The 26,951-nt window shown below is 70.4% G+C and carries 22 protein-coding genes; 12 read left to right on the top strand and 10 right to left on the bottom strand.

Features of this window, described 5'->3' with window-relative positions:
- Positions 1-271: 271 nt before the first annotated feature.
- Positions 272-1,489, bottom strand: coding sequence for a chitinase (locus tag ACQUQD_RS39540; RefSeq protein WP_428957062.1), 1,218 nt, complete (start codon positions 1,487-1,489; stop codon positions 272-274).
- Positions 1,490-2,041: 552 nt separating this feature from the next.
- Here ACQUQD_RS39540 and ACQUQD_RS39535 point away from each other — a divergent pair.
- Entirely contained in the window at positions 2,042-3,106 is a 1,065-nt protein-coding gene (locus tag ACQUQD_RS39535) for a hypothetical protein (RefSeq protein ID WP_428957061.1), read from the top strand.
- Between the two features lie 111 nt (positions 3,107-3,217).
- Entirely contained in the window at positions 3,218-4,003 is a 786-nt protein-coding gene (locus ACQUQD_RS39530) for an IclR family transcriptional regulator (protein ID WP_428957060.1), read from the top strand.
- 67 nt (positions 4,004-4,070) lie between these two features.
- Here the strand turns inward: ACQUQD_RS39530 and ACQUQD_RS39525 are convergent, their stop codons facing one another.
- On the bottom strand, positions 4,071-6,371 hold the full coding sequence (locus ACQUQD_RS39525) for an FAD-dependent oxidoreductase (RefSeq protein ID WP_428957059.1): 2,301 nt from the start codon (positions 6,369-6,371) through the stop codon (positions 4,071-4,073).
- Positions 6,372-6,770: 399 nt separating this feature from the next.
- On the opposite strand from ACQUQD_RS39525, the gene ACQUQD_RS39520 reads away from it, so the two are divergent.
- The 4 genes from ACQUQD_RS39520 to ACQUQD_RS39505 all read left to right on the top strand — a co-directional run bounded on the left by ACQUQD_RS39520 (position 6,771) and on the right by ACQUQD_RS39505 (position 11,142).
- Positions 6,771-7,700 carry a carbohydrate ABC transporter permease gene (locus tag ACQUQD_RS39520; protein WP_428957058.1) on the top strand — a complete coding sequence of 310 codons (930 nt, stop codon included), beginning with the start codon at positions 6,771-6,773 and terminating at the stop codon, positions 7,698-7,700.
- Positions 7,697-8,617 (top strand): carbohydrate ABC transporter permease, encoded by a 921-nt coding sequence (locus ACQUQD_RS39515; protein ID WP_428957057.1) that lies wholly within the window; start codon positions 7,697-7,699, stop codon positions 8,615-8,617. The genes ACQUQD_RS39520 and ACQUQD_RS39515 overlap by 4 nt, the downstream gene beginning before the upstream one ends.
- Before the next feature lie 67 nt (positions 8,618-8,684).
- Entirely contained in the window at positions 8,685-9,986 is a 1,302-nt protein-coding gene (locus tag ACQUQD_RS39510; RefSeq protein WP_428957056.1) for a sugar ABC transporter substrate-binding protein, read from the top strand.
- Positions 9,987-10,101: 115 nt separating this feature from the next.
- Complete coding sequence (locus tag ACQUQD_RS39505) at positions 10,102-11,142, top strand: YdcF family protein (protein WP_428957055.1); 1,041 nt, start codon at positions 10,102-10,104, stop codon at positions 11,140-11,142.
- Positions 11,143-11,234: 92 nt separating this feature from the next.
- Here ACQUQD_RS39505 and ACQUQD_RS39500 read toward each other — a convergent pair whose 3' ends face one another.
- From ACQUQD_RS39500 to ACQUQD_RS39490, 3 genes are all read right to left on the bottom strand, one after another.
- The gene (locus ACQUQD_RS39500) at positions 11,235-12,065 is read right to left on the bottom strand and encodes a phosphotransferase enzyme family protein (protein ID WP_428957054.1); all 831 of its coding nucleotides are present in this window, start codon (positions 12,063-12,065) and stop codon (positions 11,235-11,237) included.
- A gap of 77 nt (positions 12,066-12,142) precedes the next feature.
- Entirely contained in the window at positions 12,143-12,820 is a 678-nt protein-coding gene (locus ACQUQD_RS39495) for an HAD family hydrolase (RefSeq protein ID WP_428957053.1), read from the bottom strand.
- Positions 12,821-12,961: 141 nt separating this feature from the next.
- The gene (locus ACQUQD_RS39490) at positions 12,962-15,073 is read right to left on the bottom strand and encodes a glycoside hydrolase family 3 N-terminal domain-containing protein (RefSeq protein ID WP_428957768.1); all 2,112 of its coding nucleotides are present in this window, start codon (positions 15,071-15,073) and stop codon (positions 12,962-12,964) included.
- A gap of 912 nt (positions 15,074-15,985) precedes the next feature.
- Between ACQUQD_RS39490 and ACQUQD_RS39485 the strand changes: the two genes are divergently transcribed.
- A complete protein-coding gene (locus ACQUQD_RS39485; protein WP_428957052.1) occupies positions 15,986-17,197 on the top strand; it encodes a 4-hydroxybenzoate 3-monooxygenase in 1,212 nt (403 codons plus the stop codon).
- Between the two features lie 41 nt (positions 17,198-17,238).
- Complete coding sequence (locus tag ACQUQD_RS39480; RefSeq protein WP_428957051.1) at positions 17,239-18,936, top strand: methyltransferase; 1,698 nt, start codon at positions 17,239-17,241, stop codon at positions 18,934-18,936.
- A gap of 179 nt (positions 18,937-19,115) precedes the next feature.
- Here ACQUQD_RS39480 and ACQUQD_RS39475 read toward each other — a convergent pair whose 3' ends face one another.
- The 4 genes from ACQUQD_RS39475 to ACQUQD_RS39460 form a co-directional block, all read right to left on the bottom strand.
- A complete protein-coding gene (locus ACQUQD_RS39475; protein WP_428957050.1) occupies positions 19,116-19,790 on the bottom strand; it encodes a hypothetical protein in 675 nt (224 codons plus the stop codon).
- A gap of 155 nt (positions 19,791-19,945) precedes the next feature.
- Positions 19,946-20,857 (bottom strand): hypothetical protein, encoded by a 912-nt coding sequence (locus tag ACQUQD_RS39470; RefSeq protein WP_428957049.1) that lies wholly within the window; start codon positions 20,855-20,857, stop codon positions 19,946-19,948.
- A 227-nt stretch (positions 20,858-21,084) separates the two neighbouring features.
- Complete coding sequence (locus ACQUQD_RS39465; protein WP_428957048.1) at positions 21,085-21,288, bottom strand: hypothetical protein; 204 nt, start codon at positions 21,286-21,288, stop codon at positions 21,085-21,087.
- 287 nt (positions 21,289-21,575) lie between these two features.
- Positions 21,576-22,085: a 2'-5' RNA ligase family protein gene (locus ACQUQD_RS39460; protein ID WP_428957047.1), complete on the bottom strand. Its 510-nt coding sequence runs from the start codon at positions 22,083-22,085 to the stop codon at positions 21,576-21,578.
- 345 nt (positions 22,086-22,430) lie between these two features.
- Between ACQUQD_RS39460 and ACQUQD_RS39455 the strand changes: the two genes are divergently transcribed.
- A complete protein-coding gene (locus ACQUQD_RS39455) occupies positions 22,431-22,850 on the top strand; it encodes a DUF6325 family protein (protein WP_428957046.1) in 420 nt (139 codons plus the stop codon).
- A gap of 41 nt (positions 22,851-22,891) precedes the next feature.
- On the top strand, positions 22,892-23,197 hold the full coding sequence (locus ACQUQD_RS39450) for an SHOCT domain-containing protein (RefSeq protein WP_428957045.1): 306 nt from the start codon (positions 22,892-22,894) through the stop codon (positions 23,195-23,197).
- A 77-nt stretch (positions 23,198-23,274) separates the two neighbouring features.
- On the opposite strand, the gene ACQUQD_RS39445 is transcribed toward ACQUQD_RS39450, so the two are convergent.
- Entirely contained in the window at positions 23,275-23,844 is a 570-nt protein-coding gene (locus tag ACQUQD_RS39445; RefSeq protein ID WP_428957044.1) for a hypothetical protein, read from the bottom strand.
- Between the two features lie 256 nt (positions 23,845-24,100).
- Here ACQUQD_RS39445 and ACQUQD_RS39440 point away from each other — a divergent pair, with 256 nt between their 5' ends.
- Together ACQUQD_RS39440 and secD are read left to right on the top strand one after the other, a co-directional pair.
- On the top strand, positions 24,101-24,511 hold the full coding sequence (locus ACQUQD_RS39440) for a hypothetical protein (protein ID WP_428957043.1): 411 nt from the start codon (positions 24,101-24,103) through the stop codon (positions 24,509-24,511).
- Positions 24,512-24,602: 91 nt separating this feature from the next.
- Positions 24,603-26,939 (top strand): protein translocase subunit SecD, encoded by a 2,337-nt coding sequence (gene secD, locus ACQUQD_RS39435; protein ID WP_428957042.1) that lies wholly within the window; start codon positions 24,603-24,605, stop codon positions 26,937-26,939.
- Positions 26,940-26,951: the final 12 nt, after the last annotated feature.

Raw genomic sequence — 26,951 nt, 5'->3', positions numbered from 1 at the left:
ATCGTCCGACCGGCCGGCCCAGCGACCGGCTGAACCCGGAGGCCGAGCCGCATGACCAGCCAGCGCTCGACGACCCTGTGGCGCCCCACCGGCCCCGAGGAGTTGGACCTGGGACGAGTTCAACGCCCACATCGTCGGCGAGATCCAAGTGGTGCATGAGTTCCACTGAGCGGCGGGGTCGTGCCGGCCGGGGGGGCCGATGATCCGGGGGCGGCCGCGCCGCCGTCCGCGGTCAGCGGAGACGGCGGCGCGGCCACGTCTCAGGGCCCGGTCAGCAGGCGCCCTCGTCCTGCCACGGGCCCCACTCGGCGGCGCCGGGCTTCTCGTTCTGGGTCCACCACTTGGCCTTCCAGTTGTGGCCGTTGTAGCCGACCTCGTTGCCCGCGGTGTACGTCGCCGTCGCGCTCCACTGCGTCTTGCAGCCGGTGGCGGGCGGGGTCGTGGTGCCGCCGGTCGGGGGCGGTGTCGTGGCGGGCGGCGTGGCGCCGGCGAACTTCACCGAGTACTTGGCGAAGTCCCACGCGTTCTGCGTGACGCTGGAGCAGGTGCCGGAGGTGCGGCCGCCGTTGTCGGGCGGGGAGCACTGGCGGTCGCGGTTGAGGGACCAGAAGGTGAAGCGGTCCATGTTGTGGTTCGTCGCGTAGTCGAGAACCGTCTGGAAGTCTGCCTGGGTGAACATCTCGCCCGTGTCGCTGCGGCCGTTCATGCCGGAGAAGCCCTCGTGGGCGTAGGCGGTGGCCTGGTCCCAGCCGAAGGTGGACTGCAGGATCTGGTTGAAGTTCGTCAGGGCGCCGGTCTGCGAAGCCGCGCCGTTGAAGCCGCCGTCGAACGGCATGATGGAGAAGTTGTTCGGCGTGAAGCCCTGGGACTTCGCCTCCAGCAGCATCTGCTTGCCGAACCAGCCGGTGCCGTCCGCCGTGCCCGCGGTGGTGACGGAGACGTAGAGGCCGGGGTTGTTCTGCTGGAGGATCTTGGCGGCGCCGATCTCGTTCTTGATGGCCGCCGTGTTCTCGTACTCGGGCTCCTCCAGGTCGAAGTCGATCGCACGCAGCCCGTACTTGGTGATGACCTGCTGGTACGCGGCCGCGGTGGACGCGGCGTCCGAGCAGGCCTGGCCGAGCTTGGTCCCGTTGTAGCCGCCGATGGACACGGAGACGTCGCCGCCCTTGGCGCGGATCGCGTCGATCACCGACTTGACCGCGGTGTCGGAGGACACCGGCGCCGTACCGTCCCAGGTCGGCGAACAGCCGCCCCCGCTGGGCGCGAGGATGAAGGCGAGCTGGAAGGCCTTGAGCCCGGAGGCGTCCATGATGGCGCCCGCGTCCGGCGGGTCGTTGTCGAGCGGCATCAGATAGGGGGCCGCGGCGTACCAGCGGTTGCTCAGCTCGGTCGAGGCGCCTGATGCGTTGGACGCCACGAACGCGGTCGTGGCCAGCGCGACGGTGGTGATGGCGGTGGCGGCGCCCAGGCATGCGCGAAGTCGTCTCACTCTGTTCCTCCTGCTCGGGGGGCGAGTCGAGACAGCTTGTTGAGAGTGATACGAACACGTCAACGGATTGGACTGGACCAAAGGATGCTTTGGACTAGACCATGCTCTTTCTTTGCCTGCGGCCGCGCGGAGCGGGCGAGAGCTACCCGTTCCGGCTCTCGGAGTGACGTGAACCGTGCCGGGGCGAGGTACTGCCCCGGCAATAGGGGCTGTCGACGCCGCTCGTAGCGCCTCACGGCCAGACAGTGCTCCTGCGCGGCGGGCTCCGCGGCACGTTCTCTGCGCGATCGCCCTCCGAGAAGGGCCGTCCCGATCATCCGCCGGTCGAAGCCGGACGACCCCTGACCTGGCGGGTGCGGAGCCGCCCGGTGCGGGGCCGGACCGTGCGGCACGAGACAACTCCGCGCCCGCCCGCGCACCGCCCCGGCGCTTTCCGGACCGGCACCCGTCGCGCTGCCGCCCGCGTCACCGCACCGCCGGCCGGCCTCCCCGATCGGACCCCGTCAGCGCACGTTTTGCCGCCTCGCCCTGTGGCAATGCGTCCCGTCGACAATGACCACGGCAAGCCGCCGCGGCACGCGGTACGCGGCCCGGCAGCGGACGGGAGGCGAGGTGCGGGCAGACTGCCACACCGACAACTCGAGCTCAGGGCCGGCCGACCTGCGTCGGCGCGCGCTCTTCACCGCAGGGGCCGCGGGCGCGGCCGCCCTCGCCACCGGCTGCAACACCACATCCGATGCCCGGAACAGCACCCCGAGCCCGACCCCCTCCACCGCACGCACCTCACACACGCCCTCACCGCGGGCCACCCACCGACGGCCCGAACTGCCGCGCGGCGGACGCGAGGTCTTCCCCGCGCACCGGCTCGTCGGCTACTGCGGACTGCCCGGTGCCGCCGCCCTCGGCCGGCTCGGCACAGGCGACCTCGACGACCGTGTCGACGAGCTGGAGAAGCGGGGCCGCGCCTACTCGGACGACCGCACGCCGTTGCCGGTCCTCGAGCTGCTGGCCGTCGTCGCCAACTCCGGGCCCGGACCCGACGGCACCTACCGCAGCCGCACCCCCGACGAGACGATCCGTACGTTCCACAAGGCCGCCCGCGACCACCGGGGGCTGCTCCTGCTGAACATCCAGCCGGGCCGCGCCGATCCCCTCGCCGAGGTGAAGGCTCTCAAGGAGTGGCTCGTCCAGCCGGACGTCGGCATCGCCCTGGACCCGGAATGGGAGATGAGCTCCGGGCAGATACCGGGCGACACCTACGGCCACACCACCGGCGGCGAACTCACCCGGATCGCCGCCTATCTCGCCTCTCTCGTCGACGAGCACGATCTCCCGGAGAAGGTGTTCGTGTACCACCAGGTCGCCGAGTCGGTCGTCCGCGACGAGCACCGCCTGAAGGTTCCCAAGGGGGTCGCCGTCGTCAAGTGCGCCGACGGAATCGGCTCTCCGCACCTCAAGCGCGAGACGTGGAAACGGCTTGTCGACTCGATGCCGCCACGCCTGCACACCGGCTTCAAGCTGTTCTTCGAGGAGGACACCGAGGGCGGCGGCCGCCTCATGACACCCGACGAGGTGCTGGCTCTGACCCCGCGTCCGTCCTACGTCATGTACGAGTGACGCCTGCCGCTCTTTCCTCGCGGCGAACAGGGCGGATTCTCGGTACGGCCCTCGGGCGGACGCTATATGCTGATGCAGATTGTGCAAGCGGTTTGCAAAATGAGGAGGGTCATGGCTACGCGGGCGACCGACACCGGGACGAACCAGAGTGTCGAACGGGCGGTCTCGGTGCTGCGCGCACTCGATTCCGGTCGTGCCGAGCTGCGGGTCTCCGACGTCGCCGAACTCACCGGACTGGGCTCGTCGACCACCTCGCGCCTGCTGTCCACCCTGGAGCGGCTCGACATGGTCGAGCGCGATCCGGTCAGCAACCTCTACCGCCTCAGCCTCGGCATCCTGCCGCTCGCCGCGACCGCCGCCAATCGCCATCCCGTGCACCGCGCCGCCCGTATGGTCCTCCAGGACCTCGCCACCCGCACCGGGCTGGGGGCCAATGTCGCCGTGCGCCGCGACACCGAGCTGATGTTCCTGTGCAACTTCGAGGGGACCCGCGCCCCGAAGTCCTATACGCAGGCCGGGCACACCGCCCCGCTGCACGCCACCAGCATCGGCAAGTGCCTCCTCGCCGGCCTCACTCCCAAGGAACGCCGCAAGCTGCTTCCCGAGCCCCTGGCCGCACACACCGATTACACGACGACCAGCCACGACGTCCTCGACACCGAGATCGACACCGTCCGCCGCACCGGCTACGCGATCGAAGCCGAGGAGCGCGCCCTGGGCCGCGCCTCCCTCGCTGCGCCCGTGCGGGACGCCTCGGGGGACGTCGTCGCCGCCATTTCCCTGTGGGGCCCCACGTCTCTCCTCGGCGACCACACCGAAGCCGAGCAGCGTCCCGCTCTCGTCCGCGAGGTCATCGAGGCAGCCGACGCCATCAGCCAGGCACTCGGCGCCCTTTGAAGCGCACGCACGGCGAAGGGGCCCGGTGAAGGTGGTTCGGCCTTCACCGGGCCCCTTCGCCGTGCCGCTATGCGCCGTACGCCTTGAACGCGATCACGTGCGCCTGCCGCGCCCCGTGCGTCGCGTCCACCACGAGCCGGAGCGCGTCGGTGCGCACGGGCTCACCGTCCGCACCGTTCAGCTCGTGCACACGGTGGCGGCGGCGGTTGTCCGTCACCGTCAGCAGTGTGTGCCAGGTGCCGTCGGGCTCGCGGCTCTGGATGCGGTAGTCGCGGACCAGTTCCGGCATGACCTCGAACGGGGTGCGGTGGCGGTGCAGGTTGTTCAGGTACTCGTCGACGTCGTCGTCGAACACCAGCCGTGCCTCGGTGAGCCGCTGCTCCTTGCCCCAGTCGAGGCGCAGCCACTGCGCGGCCCGCTCCGGGTCGGGCAGTGGCTCGGACGCCCACATCTGCGGCCCCCCGTAAGCGCGCTGGAAGCCGCCGACGGCCCGCTCGGGCAGGAACGCCGCGGTGTCCGGGCTCGCGCGGAAGGCGAAGGTCCGGCGGCGCAGACCGCGGGCCTGCCACTCCAGGACCAACTGCCCCTCTTCCTCGGGGATGTCGTGGTCGACGGCCGCGTCCCCCTCGACCCTGCTGCGGAGCGCGAGGACGCCGTCGGTGCGCTCGGGGACGAGAACCAGCGCCGTGTCCGGGCAGGCACGCACGATCAGGACGACGTTCTCCGGACTGTCCGGGCGGTGTCCGAGGCGGGCCGTGACCCAGTGGGGGCCGCCGGCCGGGACGGTCACGGTGGTGGTGAGCAGGTGATCGACGGGCACCGCGTTCTCGGGGCGGCCCGTCCCCCACAACTCCACGGTGAGTTCGCTCGGCCGATCGCCCGGGGCGCCGTGGACGAGCAGGTCGACGGTGTCGAGGGCGGGGTCGACCGGCAGCAGCAGTGCGAGGTCCCGGGTGAGCGGGTAGGGCTCACCCGGCGCGGTCGGCGAGGGTTCGGCGGCCAGCCGACCGAGGTGTGAGGAGGCGCTGACCCGCGCCGTGCGCGCCAGGTTGTCGGGGTCGTCGTCGGCGAGGCCGATGACCGAGGCGTCCTGACGCAGCAGGGTGCGGCGGACCAGCTCCGGGTGCTTCGTGGCGAGTTCGCGCGGGCTGAGCCCTTCGGCGACGCACAGCGCGGCGGCCGTACCGGCGGCCTCGCCGAGCGTGGCACAGGTCGCCATGACACGAGTGGCACCGAAGGCGATGTGGGTCGCGGAGATGTTGCGCCCGGCGAAGTAAAGGTTGGTGACGTTCGCCGAGTACAGGGAGCGCAGCGGGATGTGGAAGACGCCGTCCGCGTACCGCTGCCGGGCGCCCGGCTCATCGGCGTACATGCCCTGCACGGGGTGGAGGTCGACGGACCAGCCGCCGAAGGCGATCCGGTCCGCGAACTGTCGTTGTTCCAGGATGTCCTGCTGGGTCAGCACGTGGTCCCCGAGGAAGCGGCGGTACTCGCGCTTGCCGGGGAGGCTGCCGACCCATTCCAGCGTCAGGTTCTCGGCGTCCGGGAACTCCCCCGAGTTCTTGATGTGGTCCCAGATCCCCATGATCACGGCTTGGAGTTCGTCGCGGATGCGCTCGTTGTCGTGGACGGTGTCCAGCTCGCCGCCCCACTCGATCCACCAGTAGTCGCACCCGTTGTCCCCGGTGCGCAGGACACGGTTGCGCAGGATGGGGGTGGTGGTGAGGTCGCGGGCGTACGCGGGCGGCACGAACTTCACCGGCCGGCCCACGTCCTTGGTGTGGAACAGGATCGTGGAGCCGAGCAGTGCCTCGTCCTCCTCGGCGGGCGCCCAGGGTTCGCCGAACTCCGCGTGGGCCTCGCGGCCGATGCGGTAGCGGGCCCCTGCGAGGTGGCCGAGCAGGCCGTCGCCCGTGCAGTCGAGGAACTGGTGCGCGTGGAAGGTGATGCGGCGTTCGGAGCCCATCATCCAGCCGGTGCAGGAGTGCACCTCGCGTGCGTCGTCCGGTCCGCTCGCGTCGACCTCGCGCACGTCGGTGTTGAGGTACAGGTCGATGTTCGGCTCGGCCCGGACGGCGTCGAGGACGACCTGGTCCCAGTAGTAGGGGTTCCCCTCGGGGTTGCGGTACTGGTTCTCGGTGTACAGCTCGCCCATGATGCCCGTCTCGCGTGCCCAGCGGTGCACGCCGTGGGCGGTGGCCCCGCAGACCCAGACACGGATCTCGCTGCTCGCGTTGCCGCCCAGGACGGGCCGGTTGTTGACCAGGGCGACGCGGCGTCCGAGCCGGGCCGCGGCGATGGCCGCGCAGGTCCCCGCCAGGCCGCCGCCGATGACGGCGATGTCGTAATGGACCTCTTCTTCCCGCACGGTGCGGCCTCCTTGGTGTGAAGCTCGGACGCTGTCCGTCGGAGCGGAGCGGCCCTCAACGTACATCACATCCATATCGTGCAACTACTGTTCAGCCAGTGGGATGTGTTGTACGTTTCCGGCGCAGCCGATGACACTGCCGCCACGTGCCGACGACGAAGTTCGCAGCAGGTGGGGCTAGTTCGCGGCCCCGCCTTGAACCGGTGATTCACCGACCAAAAGGGTTGACGCCGTCGCACCATCTGGAGAACGATCCCGCATGGTGCAACTTGCATTCAATGGAGCATGCATGTCATTCACACAGGGCTTCGGCCGACGCAGGGAACGGGGCGGCCCGCAGCTCGTTCGCCGCGCCGCGCCCCGCGCCACCGCTCCCGCCCCGTTCGAGAGGACCCACCGATGAGTACGGCCGCACCTCCTCAAAAGGCCGCTCCACACCGTGAGCGGACCGGCGGACGGCTGTCCAACGGCGCGTTCGCACTGCTGCTGACCGCACCGGGGCTCGCCCTGTTCGCGGCGATCATCGTCTACCCGCTGCTGTCGGCGCTGTTCACCGGCTTCTTCAAGCAGGATCTGCGGCTTCCGGGCCGCGAGTTCGTCGGCCTGGACAACTTCGCGTACTGGCTGAGCGGCGACTTCCTGACGATCCTCAAGCAGACGCTGATCTTCACCGTCGGCGCGACGCTCGTCCCCTTCGTGCTCGGCTTCGCCCTGGCCCTCGCGCTGAACTCGGGCCTGAAGGGCAGTGGCTTCCTGCGCGGCCTGTTCCTGTTCCCGTGGGTGATCCCGGGCGTGGTGGTCTCCTTCCTGTGGATGTGGATCTTCAACGCGAACTACGGCGTGCTGAACGGCATCCTCATGAAGGCCGGGATCATCGAGGAGTCCGTCTCCTGGCTCGGCCAGCCCGGCACCGCCATGCTCGCCGTCATCGTCACCAAGACCTGGGCGAGCTTCCCCTGGATGATGGTCATGCTGCTGGCCGGTCTGCAGACCGTGCCGAAGGAACTGCACGAGGCGGCCTCGATGGACGGGGCGGGCTCGATCCGGCGCTTCTTCGCCGTCACCTGGCCACAGGTCCGCGGTGTCGCCTCGATCGTGCTGCTCCTGGAGTTCATCTGGAACTTCCAGCACTTCGACACCATCTACGTGCTCACCGGCGGCGGCCCGGCCGGCTCCACCGAGACCTTCGCGACCGCCGTGTACCAGACCGCCTTCAAGGGCTTCGACATCGGCCGGGCGACCGCGCTGGGCGGTCTGTGGATGCTGCTCCTGCTCGTCCTCGTCGTCGTCTACCTCAGGATCACCGAGCGGAAGGGCGACGCCCGATGACCTCCACGACCTCCACCCCGCTGTCCCACGCCGACCGGCCCCGGCCGGCCGCCACGACGGCCGGGCGCACCGCGCGGCGCCGGATACGCAAGGACCTGCTGCGCTCGCGGATCGCCGCCTGGACCGCGGTCCTCGTCATCGGCGCCTTCGGCCTCCTTCCGGTCTACTGGCTCCTGGCCACCGCCCTGAGCAGCCCCGAGTCGACCTTTCAGTTCCCGCCGAAGCTGATCCCCACCGACCTCACCTTCAGCAACTTCACCGCGCTCGCCGAGAACGACCAGCTCATCAAGTACCTGGTCAACTCGCTGATCGTGGCCTCGATCACCGCCGTGCTGAGCGTGGTCGTCGCGACGTACATGGGCTACTCGTTCTCCAAGTTCCGCTACCGCGGGCGGCGTTCGCTGATGCACCTGGTGCTGGCGTCGCAGATGTTTCCCCAGGCGCTGCTGCTGGTGACGCTGTACGCCGTGTTCTCCAGCTTCGGCCTGTTGAACACGTACACGGCCCTGGTGCTGTCCTTCACCACGTTCACGATGCCGCTGTGCGTGTGGATGCTGAAGGGCATCTTCGACACCATCCCGGACGCCTTGCTGGAGGCGGCGTCCATCGACGGCGCGTCCCGGTGGCGCACGCTGCACTCCATCGTGGCGCCGCTGGCCGCGCCCGGGATGATCGCCGCCGGTCTGTTCGCCTTCGTCCGCGGCTGGAACGATTTCATCTTCGCGGTGACGCTGGCCGACAAGGAGAAGCAGACCCTGCCGCCCGGGCTGGTCTCCACGTACATCGGCGAGTTCCAGACCGCCTGGCCCGAGTTGATGGCGGCCTCGCTCATCGTGTCCGTCCCGGTGGTCGTCGCCTTCATGTTCCTGCAGCGCTATCTGGTCGGCGGGATGACCGCCGGCTCGGTCAAGAGCTGAGCCCGCGGGATCCGCCCGCACCTCCCCCACGCACTTTCCCTTCCGCACACTCCCTGATGGAGACACCATGACCACCTCTGGCATCAGCCGGCGCGGCGCGCTGCGCATGTTCGGCATCGGCGCGCTCGGTGTGGCCGGCGCCGGCGTGCTGGGCGCCTGCGCACCGTCCGGCGCCAGCACCTCCTCCAACGGAGGCGACACGAAGTCCAAGAACTTCGACTTCACCTCCTGGTCGCTCAACGAGGAGGCCGCGAAGCCCTCGATCGAGAAGATCATCGCGGCGTGGGAGAAGGCCGAGAACTCCAAGATCCGCGCGGTCTCGTACCCGTACAACGAGTATCTGAGCCAGCTGACCCTCAAGCTCGGCGGCGGCGAGACGACCGGAGCGATACACCTCGACATCGCCTGGCTCGCCGCGGTGGCGCAGATGGGCAAGCTCGCGGATCTCGGCTCCGTCGCCGCCAAGGCCGGATACACGGACGTGGCGCTGGACAGCGGCAAGTACGACGGCAAGCAGTACGGCCTCCCGTGGAACACCGGCTCGATCGGCGTGATCGCCAACTCCAAGCTCCTGGAGAAGGCCGGCATCAAGAAGCACCCGACCACTGTCGAGGAGTTCGAGGACGCGCTGCGGGAGCTGAAGGGGCTCGGCGGCGGTGTCGTGCCCTACGCCGCGGCCACCAAGGTCGCGCAGCTCAAGGACATCTTCCCGTGGATGCAGACGTTCGGCTGCAAGCTCCTGGACGGCGAGAAGGTGACCATCGGCGACGATGCCTCGATCGACGCGGTCACCTGGTACAAGAAGCTGCACGACGCGAAGCTGATCGCCGCGGACGTGGACCGCTTCGACGCGCGCGCCCTGTTCGGGCAGGGCAAGGCCGCCTTCTACGACGACGCCATCATCGGCAAGGGCGTGACCGCGGCCCAGTCCAAGGACAAGACGCTGGCCGACGCGATGCAGCCGATGGAGCGTCCGGTGCTGCGCTCCGGCGACACCCCCCAGGCCTTGCTGTGGGGCGGCGTCATCGCGATCGTCAAGGGCAAGGGGCAGGACGCGGCGACCGAGTTCGCGCTGCACACCACCACCGACCGGGCGACCACCTCCGAGTATTTCGCGGAGCGTGCCCTGCCGCCGTCCACCACCGCGGGCCTGGCCGAACCGAAGGTCGCCAAGGACACCTTCACCACCGAGTGGACCGAGAAGATCACCAAGACGGCGACCGGCAGCCCGTTCTGGCAGTTCGCGCAGAACGCCCAGATCGAGGAGGCCGTCGCCAAGCAGGTCCAGGCGGTCCTGGTCGGCAAGTCGAAGCCGAAGGATGCGATGAAGCAGGCCGGCGAGGACGTCGCCGCTCTCATCAAGCGCTGATTCGACACACGCCCGACCCGGGCCCGGTGAAGGCAGTTCGGCCTCACCGGGCCCGGGTCTCCTGCCGGTCACACCGCAGGCTCGTGGCCTGCGCACGCCTCAGTAGCATGGGCGCATGCTCGTCTATGTCCCGTCGGTCCTGTGCTTGCTCGCGCTCTGCTTCGGGATGCTGCGTGAACGCCGAAGAGTCAGCAACGCCGTCCTTCTGGGGCTCACCCTCGCCTTCGCCGCGGCTGCCCTGTTTCTGCAACTGATGTCCGAGCGGCCGCAGTTGGCCAACGACATGATGATCGCGCTGCTGGTTCTCGCCGCTCTGGGCGTCATCACGCTGGCCTGGTTCCTCCTGGCCAACGGCATCACCATGGTGCGCAAGGAAGGCAGGAGCCCGGCGAACCTGCTGTCGTTGGGCGCGGGCATCGCTCTGGTCGCCCTGCTCGCCCTGTTGGTCACCGCGCTGGTCCTGCACACGCGCACCCTGGTCGTCGTGGCGGCGACCGCCGTCGTGCTCGCCGGACACGTCGCCTTCCTCTTCGTGTGCTTCCTCCTCTACGCCACGCTCTACGAGCGGCTGCGCATCCGGCGCAGGGCCGACTACGTGGTGGTCCTCGGCTCGGGCCTGATCGACGGCCGCACGGTGCCGCCCCTGCTGGCCAGCCGTCTCGACCGGGCCAGGAAGGAGCATGCCAGGGTCTCGCGGAGAGGCAGGCAGCCCGTGCTCATCACTTCGGGAGGGCAAGGGCCGGACGAGCATCTGCCGGAGTCACACGCGATGGCCGACTATCTCATCGCGCAGGGTTTCCCGGCCGATCTCATCGAGCGCGAGGACCGTTCGACGACCACCGAGGAGAACCTGACATTCAGCAAAGCCCTGATGCGGAAGGCGAATCCGGAGTACCGGTGCGTGATCGTCACGAACAACTACCACGTCTTCCGCGCCGCGGTGACCGCCCGTCGCTCGGGCGTCCGGGGTCATGTCGTGGGCGCTCCCACGGCTTCGTACTTCTGGCCGAGCGCCATGATTCGCGAGTTCGTCGCCATTCTGCTGACCTACCGCCGCACCAATGCCGCTCTGTTCCTGCTCCTGCTGTTGGGCGGCTTGTTCATCTGGTGGCTGGGCTGGCCCTCGACGGGCCACACGGATCTCTTCGAGGTGTGAGCGGGAAGGGCCGCCGCCGCGCCTCACGCGTCCTCTCGTCAGCGGCCGACCTCGATCGCTTGGCTACGCGATCAACCGCCGAGAATCAGGTCTCAGCGGTCGAGGAGTGCTCGGATCCGGTCGAGCCACTCTGCTCCGTACCGGCGCCCGTTCGGGAATCGGTCGTCCCGGTCCCAGCGCCAGGTGGTGATCATCGCCAGCACGAGGATCCGGCAGTCGCGCAGCAACTCCTCGTCGACACCCGGATAGTGCTCGCCGACCTCTTCGGGCGCGTGGGCGAGGTCGAACGCGACGGGCCCACGGCAACATGTCTCGAGGTCGATGAAGAGCAGTCCGTTCTTCGTGATGAGCACGTTGCCCGGGTGCGGCTCGCCGTGCAGCAGTTGCTCGGCGCCGCCGCGCTCACCGATCGCTCGTCGCAGGCTTCGTAGTGTGTCGCCGAGCAGTTCCCGGTCCGCGTCGGCGAGCGCCGGGGTGCGGTCGCGGTGCGCCACGAGGTGCTGAGCCTGCTCGACTCGATCCGTGAAGTGCGGCGTCGGGACGTCGAGTTCGCGCATGCCGGCATGCAGTCGGTCGAGCGCATGGGCGTAGTCGGCCGGTGCGATCTCCCCGGGTGTCACGGGTTCGTAGTAGGTCCACAGTGTGACCGCGAAGCCGTCACGCTCATGGACACGTGGTTCCACTCGAGGCTCGAGGACGGCCACCGGGCACCCGGACTCGGCGAGCCGTTGCGCAAGGTCGACTTCGAACTGTGCGACCTGATTCGTCGCCGGCGCCACCCGGGCCAGGACGTCGCACGGCAGTAGACGCAGAGTGAGCTTGTTCGAGGCTTGCAGAACGATCGCGTCGTCGGCGGTCAGGCCCAGAGACGAGGCGATCGATGTGGCCGCGGCTACCGCACGCGTGATCTCTGGCGCCTGCATCGTCTGCCGGCCCCTCCTTGAGTTCGCTTCTCCCGCCGCCCGGCCGCCGAGCGTCGCGGATGGCTCCGGTCAGCCCACTATGTCGCACTCGACGCGGTGCCCATGAGCGTTTCGACCGCGGCATGGAGGGGGAGATCGGCGGCGCTGACGAGCAGGAGATCCGCCGCGGTGAAGTGTGCGGGGTCGGCGAACGGGTTCGGGACGGCGATGCAGGACAGACCGGCGGCCCGGGCCGCGGCCACGCCGTGGGGTGTGTCCTCGACTGCGATCGCCTGCGCCGGGGCGAGCCCGAGGCGATCGAGTGCGAGGCGGTAGACGTCCGGCGCCGGCTTGGGAGAGGACACTTCGTTGCCGAAGGCGAGGGCGGCGAAGGCGTCGAGACGATCGACCTGTGCCAGCAGGCCGGTCACCCACGCTTCGGAGGAACTGCTGGCCACCGCGCATCGCAGACCGGCGGCGCGGGCCTGGGTGAGCCAGGCGTCGATGCCCTCACGAAGGCCCAACTGGCGGTGGAGCGTGTCGCGGTGGGCCAGGCGACGGGTGTGGCTGGTCTCGTGGTCGAACCGAGGGCCGACGGCCGCGGCGAGCTGCCGGTATCGCTCGGCGGTGACGTCACCGCCGTGGTCCGCGAAGAACGTGGCCGGGTCCAGTTCAAGGCCGTACTGTCGCCACTCGTACTGCCAGCATGCGAAGAGCGTGCTCTCGGTGTCCATGAGCAGCCCGTCGAAGTCGAACACGATCGCGTCTATCGGCATCGGCCCAGTCAAGCAGTCCTCTGCCACCGGTGCGGCGTGCGAAGCGGCGAACCCCGCAGGGGCACCGCCCCTGTCCCGCCCGGCGCCTTCGCCGGGCGGGACGAGGATGTGTGTACCGGCGCCGCTTCTGAGCTGTCCCGCTCAGAGCACCCGCAGGGTCCGGCGAGCCTCGGCCGTCGAACTCGTTCCGGCGTAGACGTCCACGCGGCCCCGCTCCACGAGGAACGTGCCGGCGGGGTCGTTGGTCCAGAACCCGAGGTCCTCCGCGCCGAGGGGGAAGGCGACGGTGGTGCTCGCGCCCGGCTCCAGGGTGACCCGTGCGAAGCCGCGCAGGCGGCGCACCGGCTGCGCGATGCTCGCGGCCACGTCGTGGACGTAGACCTGAACGACCTCGTCGCCCGCACGCTCGCCGGTATTGGTGACCGTCACGGTGACGTCGACCGTCTCGCCCTGTTCCAGCTCCGCTCGCGTGATGTCGTCCCGGCTCAGCACCGGGTCCGAGGTGGCGAACGTCGTGTAGCTGAGGCCGTGGCCGAAGGGCAGGCGCGGCCCTTCGGCCAGGTCCAGGTACCTGGACACGTACTTCTCGTCGGGGTGTGCCGGGTTGTAGGGACGGCCGGTGCTCTCGTGGTTGTAGTAGACCGGGATCTGTCCGGTGGCGCGGGGGAAGGTGACCGGCAGCTTGCCGCCCGGGTTGACCGTGCCGAAGAGGACGTCCGCCACCGCGTGACCGGCCTCGATGCCGGGGTGCCAGGCCTCCAGGACGGCGGGCGCGGTGTCCAGCCAGCCTCCGAGGGCCAGCGGGCGGCCGTTGACCAGGACCACGACGTACGGCGTGCCGGTGGCCGCGACGGCGGCGATGAGTTCCTCCTGGCCCGCGGGCAGACCGATGTCGCTGCGCACGGCGGCTTCTCCGCTCAGCGCGGGGTCCTCACCGACCACCACGACGGTGACATCGGCTTCCCGGGCGGCGGCCGCCGCCCGCGCCGGGTCCGCGTCGGCATGGGTGACGCGGGCGGCGGGCGCCGTCTCGCGCACGGCGTCCAGGACGCTGACGGAGGGGAAGCGGTGGCTGCCCGGACCGGCCCACGTCCCGTGCAGATCGGTGGAGTCGGCGAACGGGCCGACGACCGCGACCGAGCCGGTGGCCGGGTCGAGCGGGAGGGCGGCCGCTTCGTTCTTGAGGAGCACCATGGAGCGGGCAGCGGTCTCGCGGGCGGCCGTACGGGCGGCGGCGGTCGGTTCGGTGGTCTCGGCTGACTCGTCGGAGTACGGGTCGGCGAAGAGCCCGAGGGCGTGCTTGAGGGCGAGGATACGGGCGACCGCTTCGTCCACGTGCTCGATCGTGATCAGGCCGGCGTCGAGCAGCGCCTCCCCATGGTCGACGAAGTGGGTGGAGACCATCTCCATGTCGAGGCCTGAGGTGAGAGCGAGGGCGGCAGCGTCGGCGCCGTCCTCGGCGAAGCCGTGGGCGATGAGTTCCTCGACGCCGGTGTAGTCGCTGACCACGAAGCCCCCGAAGTCCCACTCGTCCTTGAGGACGGTCCGCATGGTGTGGGCGTTGCCGTGCGCGGGGACGCCGCTGACCGTGTTGAACGCGGCCATGACCGTGGCGACTCCGGCGTCGACGGCGGCCTTGAAGGGCGGCAGGTAGTGGTTGCGCAGCCGCTGTTCGGAGACGTCGACCGTGTTGTAGTCGCGGCCGCCCTCGGCGCCGCCGTAGGCGACGAAGTGCTTGGCGCAGGCCGCGATCCGGTCGTCCGCGGCAAGTCGGCTGCCGTCGGCCGGGCCCTGGTAGCCCTCGACCTTGGCGACCGCGAAGGCGGCGTTGAGGTAGGGGTCCTCGCCCGAGCCCTCGGCGATGCGGCCCCAGCGCGGTTCGTGGGTGACGTCCATCATCGGGGAGAAGGTCCAGCGCACCCCGGCGGCCCGGGTCTCCGCGGCCGACACCTCGGCATCACGTCGGGACACCTCGGGGTCGAAGCTCGCGGCCTGGGCGAGCGGGATGGGGAACGTGGTCCAGAAGCCGTGAATGACGTCGAGCCCGAACAGCAGCGGAATGCCGAGCCGGGACTCCTCCACGGCGATCCGCTGGAGCGCGTTGGTGTTCCGGGCGCCGTGGATGTTGAGCACCGACCCGAGGCGTCCGGCACGGGCCGCCGCCTCGGTCTCGGCGGTCTGGCCGCCGCCCGGCCCCGTGTCCCCGGTCCACGTCAGCTGCTGCAGCTGCCCGAGTTTCTCCTGGACCGTCATCCGGCCCAGCAGTTCCTTGACCTGTGATTCGTACGCTCGCAGCACGTCGTGACCTCTATGCCCGTAATGACTTTTATGCCTGTTACCGTCTCGCGGCGCGCAAGATCGACGTACTTGCGCGGCACGAATGTATGCGCATTCATCGGGCGGGGACAAGTACCGGGGCGCTAGCGCTCCACTCCCCCGGCGCCGCGTCAGCCACCAGCGCATCGGGCCTGACGCGACCGCGACCGGGCCAGGGAGCGGTCGCGCGGGACGACGCCGACAGGCTTCGGCCTGATGGGGGCGGAGGGCGTCAACCGATAGACGAACAGAGGCCGGACTCAGGCTTACGGCAGTAGCAGCCTTACGGGGTCAGCAGCCGCCAGGGGATCCGCGTCGGTCGACCAGTTGCACCGCCGGGCCAAGAAGTCGGACGCCGCTCCAGGCGCAGGCCGCGGGCCCGTCCGAATGCGAAACAGCCTGACCACACCGGTCCGGCCGACACCCGCGCACCGCACGCATTGCGTCCAGAGCGTTCGCGACGGCCTGCCACGAGCCGACGCCCGGGCAGTAGCCGGTCGACTGGGTGCTGCCTCACCGACCACTCGCCATCCGGCCACCTGGTGACACCTCATCTCGCCCCCCCCACCGAGAACGGGACCACCGCCGACACACGTTGCGTTCGCACCGCCGGGATGCGCTACACCCCCGCGCGTTCCCGCCGGCCAACAGAACGCCCGCGCCGCCGAGGCCGATCCCGGGCACCCGCTGCCGCGCCATCAGGGGGGGGCGCTACGACTGTCGGCGCCGGCGCGATCGCCACGTTCACGCCTCCCAACTCCGAAGCGCTACGCCCCACTTAATTCGCCATGCGTACGTTCAGGTGAATTATGGAGAGGGCATGAATTTTCTGTGCATAAACTCCGGTCCGTGACAGATGGTCAACATCTCCCTGCCGCCGACGAGGCGGCTGACGTGGTCATTCTCGGCGCCGGACCGGCCGGACTCGTCCTCGCCAACCTGCTCCAGGCACACGGCATCGACTGCCTGGTACTGGAACGGGCAACCCGAAGCCATATCCAGACCCGGGCACGGGCCGGGTTCCTGGCTGCCAACACCGTGCGGATCCTGGACCGGCACGGACTCTCGGACGGCCTGCACCGGCACGGGCAGACGCACAACACCTGCGAGTTCCGTACGGACGACGGGCGGTTCCGGCTGGACTACAGCGGTCTCGGACTCGGCGAGCGGCACACCGTGTACCCCCAACAGGCGCTGGTCACCGATCTGTTGACGCACTTCCTAGCAGCCGACGGCCGCATCCTGTGCGAGACGGAGGCAGTCGCCGTGCACGACGCCGACGGCGACGCACCGTCGGTGAGCGTGCGGACGGCGGACGGCCGCCCGGCCCGGATCCGGGCGCGTTACGTCGCCGGATGCGACGGACGGCACGGAGCCGCGCGGCGCTCCCTGCCCGACGGAACGGTCCGCCACTTCCAGCGCGACCACCGGGTGACCTGGCTGGGGCTGCTCGCCGAGGCGCCGCCGAGCCTGGACGCCGTCGGCTACGCCGTGCACGAGCGCGGGTTCGCGGGACACATGGCCCGCACCGCCGACATCACCCGCTACTACCTGCAGTGCGAGCGCGGCACCCCGGCCGACGCCTGGTCCGAGGACCGGATCTGGGACGAGCTGGACCTGCGGATGCGCGTCAAGGAGTACGGACCGCTGCACCGCGGGCGCATCGTGCAGCGCGACACCGTCGACTTCGAGTCGGACGTGCTCGAACCGCTGCGCCACGGCGCGCTGTTCCTGGCCGGCGACGCCGCGAGCCTGATCAGCCCCTCCGCCGCCAAGGGCGCCAACCTGGCCGTCCTGGAGGCCGAGTTGCTCGCCCAGGCCCTCATCGACGACCTCACCCGCGGTGACGCCACCGGGCTCGATACCTATTCGGCCCGCTGCCTCGCCCGCATCTGGTCCGCCCAGGAGTTCTCGCACTGGATGATCGGGCTGCTGCACAGCCCGTCCGGTGCGGACAGCGAGTCGCCGTTCGAGAATCGCCTGCGGCGCGCCCGAATGACCTCTCTGCGCACCTCGCGCAGCCAGCAGGACTGGTTCGCCGAACGCTACGTCGGCGTATGAGATCCACGCACACCGAACACCGGAATGAGGACGACCCCGTCATGATCACGGCGTTGTCGGACGACACGTCGCGCCTGCGCGCGACGGTCGACTTCGTCACCGAGCAGGACAGCGAGACCCTCCTGCCGCTCCTGCTCCCCGGGCTCGACGGCCCGGAACTGCGCGCGCTGGTGGAGCGATGCCGCTTCGCGCACGCCGCGCTGCTCGTCTTCCCTCCGCATCCGGAGGCGCTGGACGCCACGTTGGCCGAGTGCGGTCTGCTCGCCGACGCGGCGCCGCAGCCGAGCGTGGTGGTACGCGAGCGCCTCGCGCTGCGCCACCACCGCGCCGCGGCCGACCTCGACGTCGGCATCCTGCGCCCGGCCGTGCACGGCCACGACGGACAGCTCCGCATGGTCGAGGTGTTCGCACTGACCGTGCCGCCGGGCTCCGACCTGGAGGAGATCGCGGCCCTGGAGCGCGCCCGGCACGACGAGGCGCATGTCGCCTTCGAGGTGTCGGCTCCGGATCCGCTGGTGCTGCGCGGCCTGCGCGCGTCGTTCGCGCGTTACGGGGCGGTGCCCGACGGCGGCGGATACAACCCGCACGAGAACGGCACGGTGTTCTACTTCGCCGCGCCCGCCACAGCCAAGGCCGAATACCGGCGCATCGAGCTGTACGCGCCCGGGGATCACCGGGACCAACTCGCCGTGCATCTCGACGAGTTCCGTACAGGTCAACCAGCCGAAACGATGCTGCGCTTGCTCACCGGCGCTTGGACCACGCAGGCGTTGACCGCGTTCGCGCACCTGCGCATCCCCGACGCCTTGGACACCGAACAGGCTTTGGATGTACGGGAGTTGGCGAGCGCGGTCGGTGCCGATGCGGACAGCTTGGCGGTGCTGCTGCGCTACCTCGCCGCCCTCGGCGTCGTCACCGCCGAGGCTCCTGGCAGCTTCCGGCTCACCACGCTGGGCGCACAGCTGCGCGCGGGCGATCCGGGCTCGATGCGACCGCTGGCTCTGCTGTACGGCGGCCCGTTCTACGAGTCGTTCGGCGCCCTCGCCCACACGGTGCGCACCGGGCAGGTGGCCTTCGAGCACCTCTTCGGCGCGAACCACTTCGACCACTTCGCCCGTGACACCCGGCTCGCCGAGCTCTTCGACCAGTCCATGGCCGCGAGCAGGCGCATGTTCGAGCCGCTCCCCGCACACCCGGTGCTCGCCGCCGCAGCCCGCAGAGCACACGGCGCCACGGTCGTCGACATCGCCGGCGGCAACGGTGAGCTCCTCTCCCACATCCTCGCCACCCACCCGACCCTCGATGCCGTCCTCATCGAACGCCCGCACGTCATCGAGGCCGCACGCCAGCGCCTCGACGCTGCCCGCTGCACCTTCCTGACCGGCGACTTCGCGGACGTACCCTCCAGCGCGGACGTCTATCTCCTGTCCCGGATCCTGCACGACTGGGACGACGCACGCTGCCGCGAGATCCTGCGCCACTGCGCCGAAGCCATGCCCGCCGACGCCGACCTCCTGATCGTCGAGCGCCTGCTCCCCACCGACGACTCCCCGTCCCTGGCGACCGCCTGGGACCTGCACATGCGCTGCAACGTGGGCGGCCGCGAACGCACCGCCGACCACTACGCCCAGCTCCTCTCCGACGCGGGCCTGACCCTCGTCGGCCACGCACCGCTCCCCCTGGACGGCCGCGTCCTGCACGCCCGCAGAACCGATCCGTCGCACTCCGGTCGCTTGTAGGGCAGCCTCCGGAAGCCGCCTTTCCCTCTACGGCATCACCGCCCTTTGGGCCCGGCCTCTCGTCCGCTTCATGAGCGCGGCCGAGGGGCCTCCCGACTCTGTCGACGACCCCCGCGCGGAGGGAGTGAGCGCGGGGGTCGTCGACAGGGCGAAAGGCGCCGGCGGGCCTTCGGCGAGCGCTACTTGTGTGCGGTGACCGTGCCGGTGTGGACGTTGAGCGTGTAGGTGTGTCCGTGGGTGTGCGCCGAGGTGTGGCCGTTGTACAGGTCGGCGATGCGTACGCCCTTGAGGGTGATCCATGCCTGCCACTGACCCGTGCGCACGTGTGTGATGTGAGCGATCGCGCCGCCGGGCAGTTTCACGTCACGTGTGGTGCCGATGGCCTGCCCGCCCGAGTGCTTCTTGTGCTGCTGGCGGTGGGCCTGGTTCTTGTGGTCCGGGGTGCCCTGGTGATGGCGGGTGTCCTGCTGGTGCCGGTCGTGGTCAGGGCGGGGCTGGTCCGACTCGCTGTGCCAGCCGGAGGGCTCGGTGACGCCGACGAATCCGTTGGCCTGGTTCAACTCGTAGGTGTAGCCGTGCACTCGGCTGCTGGAGTGCGTCGGGTCCAGGTCGGCGATGCGGGTGCCGTGGTGGGTGACCCATGCCTGCCACTGGCCGTGGCCCAGGTCGGTGACGTGGGCGACGCTGCCGTCACTGAGGTGGATGTCCTGGCTCCCCGCGCCGGGAGCGGTGGACGCGGCGGAGGGCCCGACCGGCTGAGTCGCGGCTCCGGCCGTCGAGGCCAGTGCGGTCACGGCGCCCAGACCCAGCACTGCGGCGGTGAGCGTCGTACGGATGACTCGCGAGTTCGTCATGTCCTCGACCTTTCTGCGAACTGCTTCGAGTAGGTACATCTCGAAGTTAGACGCCGAAAACATACGAAATAGGTATGTTCTGTAACGGCACTCCATCGAAAGCAAGAGCGTTAGCGGCCCTCGCCGTCAATTCGCAAGGTGACTCAAGGGGTGCTTCAGCTCCACGTCGGTGACGTCTTCGGCCTGTCGCTGAAGGGGACCGGGCTTCCCGTTGATGCGTCCAGAATGATCCGTTCGCCGACCGGGTCATCGAGCTTCACGGTGATCTTCTTGATCAACAGATTGCTGGTGCAGTTCCCGTCGTCGGCTCCGACGGTCGAGGCGGCGAGCACCACGCTGTCCGTCGTCTGCAGCGCCTCCACGGCAGGTCCGTCGTCGCAGGCCCCGTGGGTGGCCATCACGATGAGGCTGCGGCCGTCGTCGGCCACTGAGGTCAGGCCGTCGAGCGGCGCCAGCACGTCGGTGGGCCAGTCGTCGGCCGGTGCGATCGGCGCGGCGGGGAGTTTCGAGGGGGCGACGGCGGCCCGTTCGAGCGGTGTGTCGTAGCCCTTCACCGTGAAGAGCCAGGCCGGGACCGTTGCCGTGCCGTGGCTGGTGGGCACCGGCATCGTGCCCAGCACGGCTCCCGTGACGGTGAGGTGCCGTCGTGGGCTGCTGTTGCGGTCCAGTTGCCGGTACGTCTGCCGGGCGCTGAGCAGCGGTAGGGCGAGGGAGACGTCGTTCTGCCATGTCACCTGGGCGCGCTTCGGGGGCGACGGGGTGGCGGGAAGGTCTCCGACCAGGTCGAAGTTGCCGGTGTCGTAGGCCCACTCGTCGGCTTCGTCGCGCGGGCCGCCCTCAGGGAGCTGGGTCACGTCGCCCATGGGGTAGTAGCCATGGCGCCATTGCGCGGCGGCGTCGGAGCCGTTCCAGGCGTCGGCGACCTGGCGCGCACGAGTTTGTGGGTTCTTGGAGGGGTTGCCGCCGGGCTGCGTGCTGCCGCAGCCGGTGACTGTGACACCCGCCGTGGCGAGCAGCGCCGATGTGGCGAGCAGCAGCTTGGCGGTGTGCGTGGTCGTCCTGCGCATGAGTTCCCCTGTGGGCCGACGGCGGGAGTGGCTGGCGTCCTGGCGTTCGTGCGGCGACGTCTGAAGTTCTCTCGTCGCCGCACCTGTGACGCGGCAGCCCTGGCGCGCGTTCGGACCGCGCTGTCTCCCGCTCCCTGTCGTTGGCGAATCGTGACCGGCGTGCGGGGCGTGGCCGCCGCATCGGTCGGAGGCCGCATCAACACGCCTGGTCGGGCATCAGGCATCGCCTACTTCTCGGGCAGCAACGTCACAGCACGGGAGATGGCCGCCGTGAGGGGTTCCGCGTGAACCGGCAGGTGCCGGGCGGTCCGCCGCGCGGCCAGTTGCCTGAAATCGGAGAGGTTGTTCTCCGCCGCGGTCAGCAAGCGGCGGAGTTCGTCCGATGACGTCTCGATCCACGGGCTCGCGTCCGCTTCGCTGTCCACGACCATGCGGACGATGTCACCGTGGCGTACGGCAAGAGGTGAAGGGTCGTGGCCGAAGCCTGCGGAGCCGTCGCCGGCGCCGCCACCACGGTGTTCCCGGCCGGAGCGGTCCGCGTGGGCACAGGCGCGGCCCAGCCGACGCCGTACTCGTCCTCGCCGACGCAGCCCAGGTCGCGTACCCGGCACCGTACGCTGCTCGCGCCGTCCGGCAGCACAACGGCCACGTGGTTGTCCGGCGGTTGTCCGCGGCGGAGACCGGACTTCGCCGGGCCCAGCGGCTCGTCGGAGCCCGGCTAGGGAATCAGCGGCAGTTCGGCGAGGCTCTCCCAACCGTGGGGAGTGAGGGCGACGGCGTGCAGGGAGGAGATCTCTGTGGTGATCGGCAGCCGGGCGCGGGTGAGTCGGGCGATGTCGGCGGCGGCACCGGGATCGGTGTCCAGGGCGACGGTCACGTGCACCGGCGGATCCTGGCCGAACCGACCGCCGTACGGGACCTGCTCCGGGAAGGCCGTGCGAACGGCGTCGGCCAGGCCCCGCAGTTCAGGCACCGGGATACCGACGAAACCGCCGGCCTGCTCGACCGCGGCCAGCCGGATCGAAACCCGGCCGACCGGCAGCGCGGCGCGCAATCGGTCCAGTTCCGTCTCGCCGAGCCGGTCGACGGGCAGCCACGGGTAGAGCAGCGCGGCATGCGCCGGCACCCCCGGCCGCACGGCCCGCGCATCCACCTCGGCGGCGAGCTTCAGCAGCGGTTCGGCGTCCGGCATCGTCGCCAACACGGCAGTCGTCCCCAACTGGGCCATCAACCCCTCCTTTTTCACAGGCAGCATGCCATGGAGAGGAGTTGGGCCGCGCCGCCGAAAGCCGTCGTGACGTCGCCGCCAGAGCGGGTGCCCGACACGGCCCTCCGCGTCCGCGTTCCTCCCTCGAATCGGCCCTTTCGGCCCTCTCCCATGACGGCGCCGCGAGCGTACGGTGGGAACGAAGACGCCCGGCAGCAAGACAGCGGAGGGCCTGCGTCGCCGGTCGGTTTCGGAGCACCGGCCCGTTTCGGGGCGCCGCCCCGTCGGCCATGCGGCGCGACGCGACCGGGCCACGGCAGGCCCCGCGCCGCCCACCGAACGTCCTATACGAAGGAGTCGGTCGACATGGACATCGGCCCCCTGGACTACATGGTCATCGAGTATCCGGGCGCTCAACTCCCCCACGGCGTCGCGGAGGAACTCAAGAGGCTCGCTTCGACGGGGGCCGCCCGCATCGTCGACCTGGCCTTCGTTCGACGCGACCCTGACGGCACGATCGAGCTGCATGAGTTGTCAGCAGCCCACCCCGAGGTGGCCGCGACGCTGGCCGATCTCGACGGCGATGTGACCGGGCTGCTCAGCGACGAGGACCTGGAACTGATCTCCGAAGAGATCTCCGCGGGCACCACGGCAGCCGTACTGGTCTGGGAGAACATCTGGGTCGCCCGCACCGCGGACGCCATCCGCCGTGCCGGGGCCACCGTCACCGCACACGAACGCGTGCCGGACTCGGTGACGGAAGCAGACCTGCAGTTCATCGTCTGAAGGAACCCATCCAAACCCACCCACCGCCGAAGGAGGCCGTGATGATCGGCCGACGCCTGTCACGCACCGGACGACCGGGACTCATCGGAGCAGCCGCGCGTACCGCGGTCGTCGCGGGTACGGCGACCGCCGTCAGCGGGCGGGTGGCCGCCCGCCAGCAGGAACGCGCCGCGGCGAAGGAAGCGACCTCCCAGCAGGGCCAGGCGGCCGCCGCTCCCCCGCCTTCCGGTGGAGCGCTGGACGATCAGGCACTGTCGTCGCTGGAACGGCTCGGCCGGCTGCACGCCGACGGGCTGTTGTCCGAAGAGGAGTTCACCGCCGCGAAGCAACGCATTCTCGGTACCTGAGTTCTCCGCGTCCGCGAACCGGCCGAGTTCCCTTCGTGGTACCTCCCACCCCCGGCCGGACGGGCCCGGGACGGTCGTCAACCAGTCGACTCCGTACCCGCGTCCACTGCCCAGGCCCGTACGACGGAGCGCGCCGCCTCGGCGTAACGGGCGGCCGGTGAAGCGGGATCCTCAAGGAGATCGCGTTCGCGGGTGCACTCCCATTCCACCTGCGCCGCGATCTCGACCAGTGCCTGTGCCTCGTGTGCGGGGAGTTCGTCGACGAGGTCGGCGGCCCCCATCCGCTCCAGGTCCTCGGCGCGCTCGGGCGCGACGTGCCGGACGGTTTCGACGAAGTCCCTCGGGATCAGTCGCTTCGTCGGCGCGGCAGGGGCGTACAGCACGGTGCCGGTGTCGTCGTCGGTCACGATGAACCGGCCGACCGGGCGCACCACCAGGGTGCGGCCGTCGTAGCGGGTCAAGGTCAGCTCGACCGTTCCGTCATCGCCGGCCACGCGGACCTCGCTCACGACGCCTTGGCGCGCGGCGTCGCCGCCCGGACGCTCGTCCTCCTCGCTCGCCCCGGAGTTGTCGAGCACCACACGGCGCCCGCGCAGCGCCTCCCAGTCGACGGCGGCCGGATCACAAGGTGCGTCGGTGCTGTTCACGGATTTCCCCACTGGAGACGGACGACTGGAGACGGACGGCTGGAGTTCGACAACTGGTGCTCAGCCCCTACGTTTACCCGGCCCGGAGCGCGGAGCGTCAGACGCGCGCCGGGTCGACCACCGGTCGGCCGGGATCGACCGTCCTCGGGCCTTTGTCGCCCTGCCCGCTTAGCCTGTTGGCGTAACGACTTCAGCAAGTCGAGCCCGAACGCGACGCAGCCGGTCCGGGTCGGTCCACGCGAACAGGGAGGTACCCGTGCCGCAGCGCCCCGCGCCCGCGTCCTCGCGGGTGGCCGTGCTCGCGGCCGCGGCGCTGCTGTCGCTGTTCACGTTCTTCGTCCCGGCGGCGCCGCACGTGGCACAGGCCCAGCGGCCCACCGTGCCGGCCCCGTCCGCCGATTGGGGCCGGCACACCGCCGGACACCCGGCCGCACACGCCGTTCTCGCCGCGCACGCCGGGCGCTGGGTCCAGCAGGAGACCGCGCCGCACCACCACACGGGGCCGCTCACTGCGGTCGAGAACGACCGGGCGCCGCTCGCCGCGCTCGGCGGCCCGGCAGCCGCGGACGCCGTCGCCGGACACACCGGTCAGGACGACGCGGGTACGGCCGAGCCGCGTGCACCGCCGCACGCTCCGCGCACCGCATCCCTCGTCATCAGCGCCTGACCGGCCCGCGCCTCGTTTCACCCGCACGCGGCCAGGGCGCTCTCCTTTCGTCCTGCCGTGGAGCAGTCACATGTCCCGTACGAAATCCCGCATGCCCTTGTGGCGTGCGCTGATCGCCCTCGCGGTGATCTCCGCCTCGCTCGCCATCGCCCTCACCCAGTCCGCGCGTCTCGGCCTCGATCTGCGCGGCGGCACCCAGATCGTCCTGGAGACCCGGGACTCGCCGGACACCAGGACCGAGGCCGACTCCGCGTCCACCCACCGCGCGCTGGAGGTGCTGCGCCAGCGGGTCGACGCGCTCGGCGTGTCCGAGCCGAGCCTGTCCCGCTCCGGGGACCGGCGCATCATCGTCGAGCTGCCCGGTGTCCAGGACCCGCGCGAGGCGGCCGAAGTGATCGGTCGTACTGCCCGGTTGACCGTCCACCCGGTCACCGGAGTCACCGACCGGGCGCCGAAGGACGCCGCCGATGCCGACGGTTCACGTACGCTCGCCGATCCGGACGCCGAGGGCGCCTACCTCCAGCTCGGCCCGACCGCACTCGGCGGCGACGGCGTCAAGGACGCGAACGCCGCCTTCGACCAGCAGGGCATGGCGGGCTGGACCGTCGACCTGAACTTCCGCAAGGACGCGGCCGGCGACTGGGCCGGGATCACCGGTACCGCCGCCTGCGCCCCACAGGGTTCGCCCGAGCGGCGCGTGGCGATCGTCCTCGACAACAAGGTCCTCTCCGCGCCGAGCATCGACCCCGGCGTGCCGTGCAGGACCGGCATCACCGGCGGCGACACCCGTATCACCGGCGGCTTCTCCCATGAGGAGGCCCGTGATCTGGCCGCCCTCGTCAAGGGCGGGGCGCTCCCGGTCCCGGTGGACGTCGTGGAGCAGCGGACGGTGGGCCCGACGCTGGGCGCCGACGCGATCAAGGCGTCCGCCCAGGCCGCGCTCATCGGCCTCGCGCTCACCGCGCTGTTCATCGTCGCCGTGTACCGCCTGCTCGGCGCTCTCGCGACGATCGCGCTCGGGCTGTACGGACTCATCTCGTACGCGGCTCTGGTCGCCCTCGGCGCGACCCTCACGCTCCCCGGCCTGGCCGGTTTCGTACTCGCCATCGGCATGGCGGTCGACGCGAACGTGCTGGTCTTCGAGCGTGCCCGCGAAGAGTTTCTGGGCGCCCGTACCAAAGCGTTGGACAAGCCGGTCGCGCGCGGGTTCGGCAAGGCGTGGAGCGCGGTCATCGACTCGAACGTCACCACGCTGCTCGCCGCCGGGCTGCTGTTCTTCCTCGCCACCGGCCCGGTGCAGGGCTTCGGTGTGACGTTGTCCGTCGGGGTCGTCGCGTCCATGGTGTCGGCGCTCGTCATCACGCGTGTCCTCGCCGACTTCGCGGTGCGCCGCCGCTTCGTCCGCGACCGGCCGCTGCTGACCGGCATCGCCTCCAGCGGACGGGTGCGGTCCTGGCTGTCGCGCCGCGATCCGCAGATCGTGCGGCACCGGCGTCGCTGGCTCGGCGTCAGCGGCCTTCTGGTGGCCGTGGCCGTCGCCGGGATCGTCGTCCGCGGACTCGACTTCGGTGTCGAGTTCACGGGCGGCCGCATGATGGAGTACAGCACCGGCAAGCCCGTCGATGTCGACACCGCCCGCAAGGCCGTGGCGGATGCCGGGTTCCCGCGCGCGGTGGTGCAGGAGTCGGGCGACGGCGACATCGCCGTACGCGCGGGGGAGCTCGGCGACGCCGAACAGCACGTGATCAAGGACGCGTTGGCGCAGGCGGCGGGCGGCACGGTGACCGTCGAGCGGGACGAGTTGATCGGCCCGAGCCTCGGTGACGAGCTGCGCGTGAAGGCGCTCATCGCTCTCGGGATCGCCGTCCTCGCCCAACTCGTCTATCTGAGCGTGCGGTTCCGGTGGACGTTCGCGGCCGCCGCGGTGTCCGCCATGGTTCATGACGTGCTGCTCGTGATCGGCCTGTTCGCCTGGCTCGCCAAGCCCGTCGACAGCGTCTTCCTCGCCGCGCTGCTCACAGTCATCGGGTACTCCGTCAACGACACCGTCGTCGTCTTCGACCGCGTACGCGAAGCGCGTCGCCGTGATCCGCGCACGGATCTGGAGCGGACCGCCGACAAGGCCGTCGTCCAGACGCTGCCCCGCACCGTGAACACCGGCATGGGCGCCTTGTTCGTCCTCGCCGCGCTCGCCGTCCTCGGCGGCGACTCGCTCGCCGACTTCTCGCTGGCGCTCATCGCGGGCGTGGTGGTCGGGATGGCCTCGACCGTGTTCACCGCCGTCCCGATGGCCGTGACGCTGGAGCGGCGCAGGCCCGCACCGGCGCGTCGCCGCGGGGACGGTGGCGGTTCAGGCCGAAGTGGCCGGGCCCGCAGTCCACTTGAGGCGCGTCGCGCGCAGCGGGAGGACACCGGCGCCGTCGTATAGGCGCCGCGGACT

Origin of the sequence: Streptomyces sp. cg35 (assembly GCF_050410835.1) — a bacterium.
In the GTDB taxonomy this organism is placed as follows: Bacteria; Actinomycetota; Actinomycetes; order Streptomycetales; family Streptomycetaceae; genus Streptomyces.
Note: the sequence above shows the minus strand (reverse complement) of the source record. Positions and strands in the feature narration are given on the sequence as shown.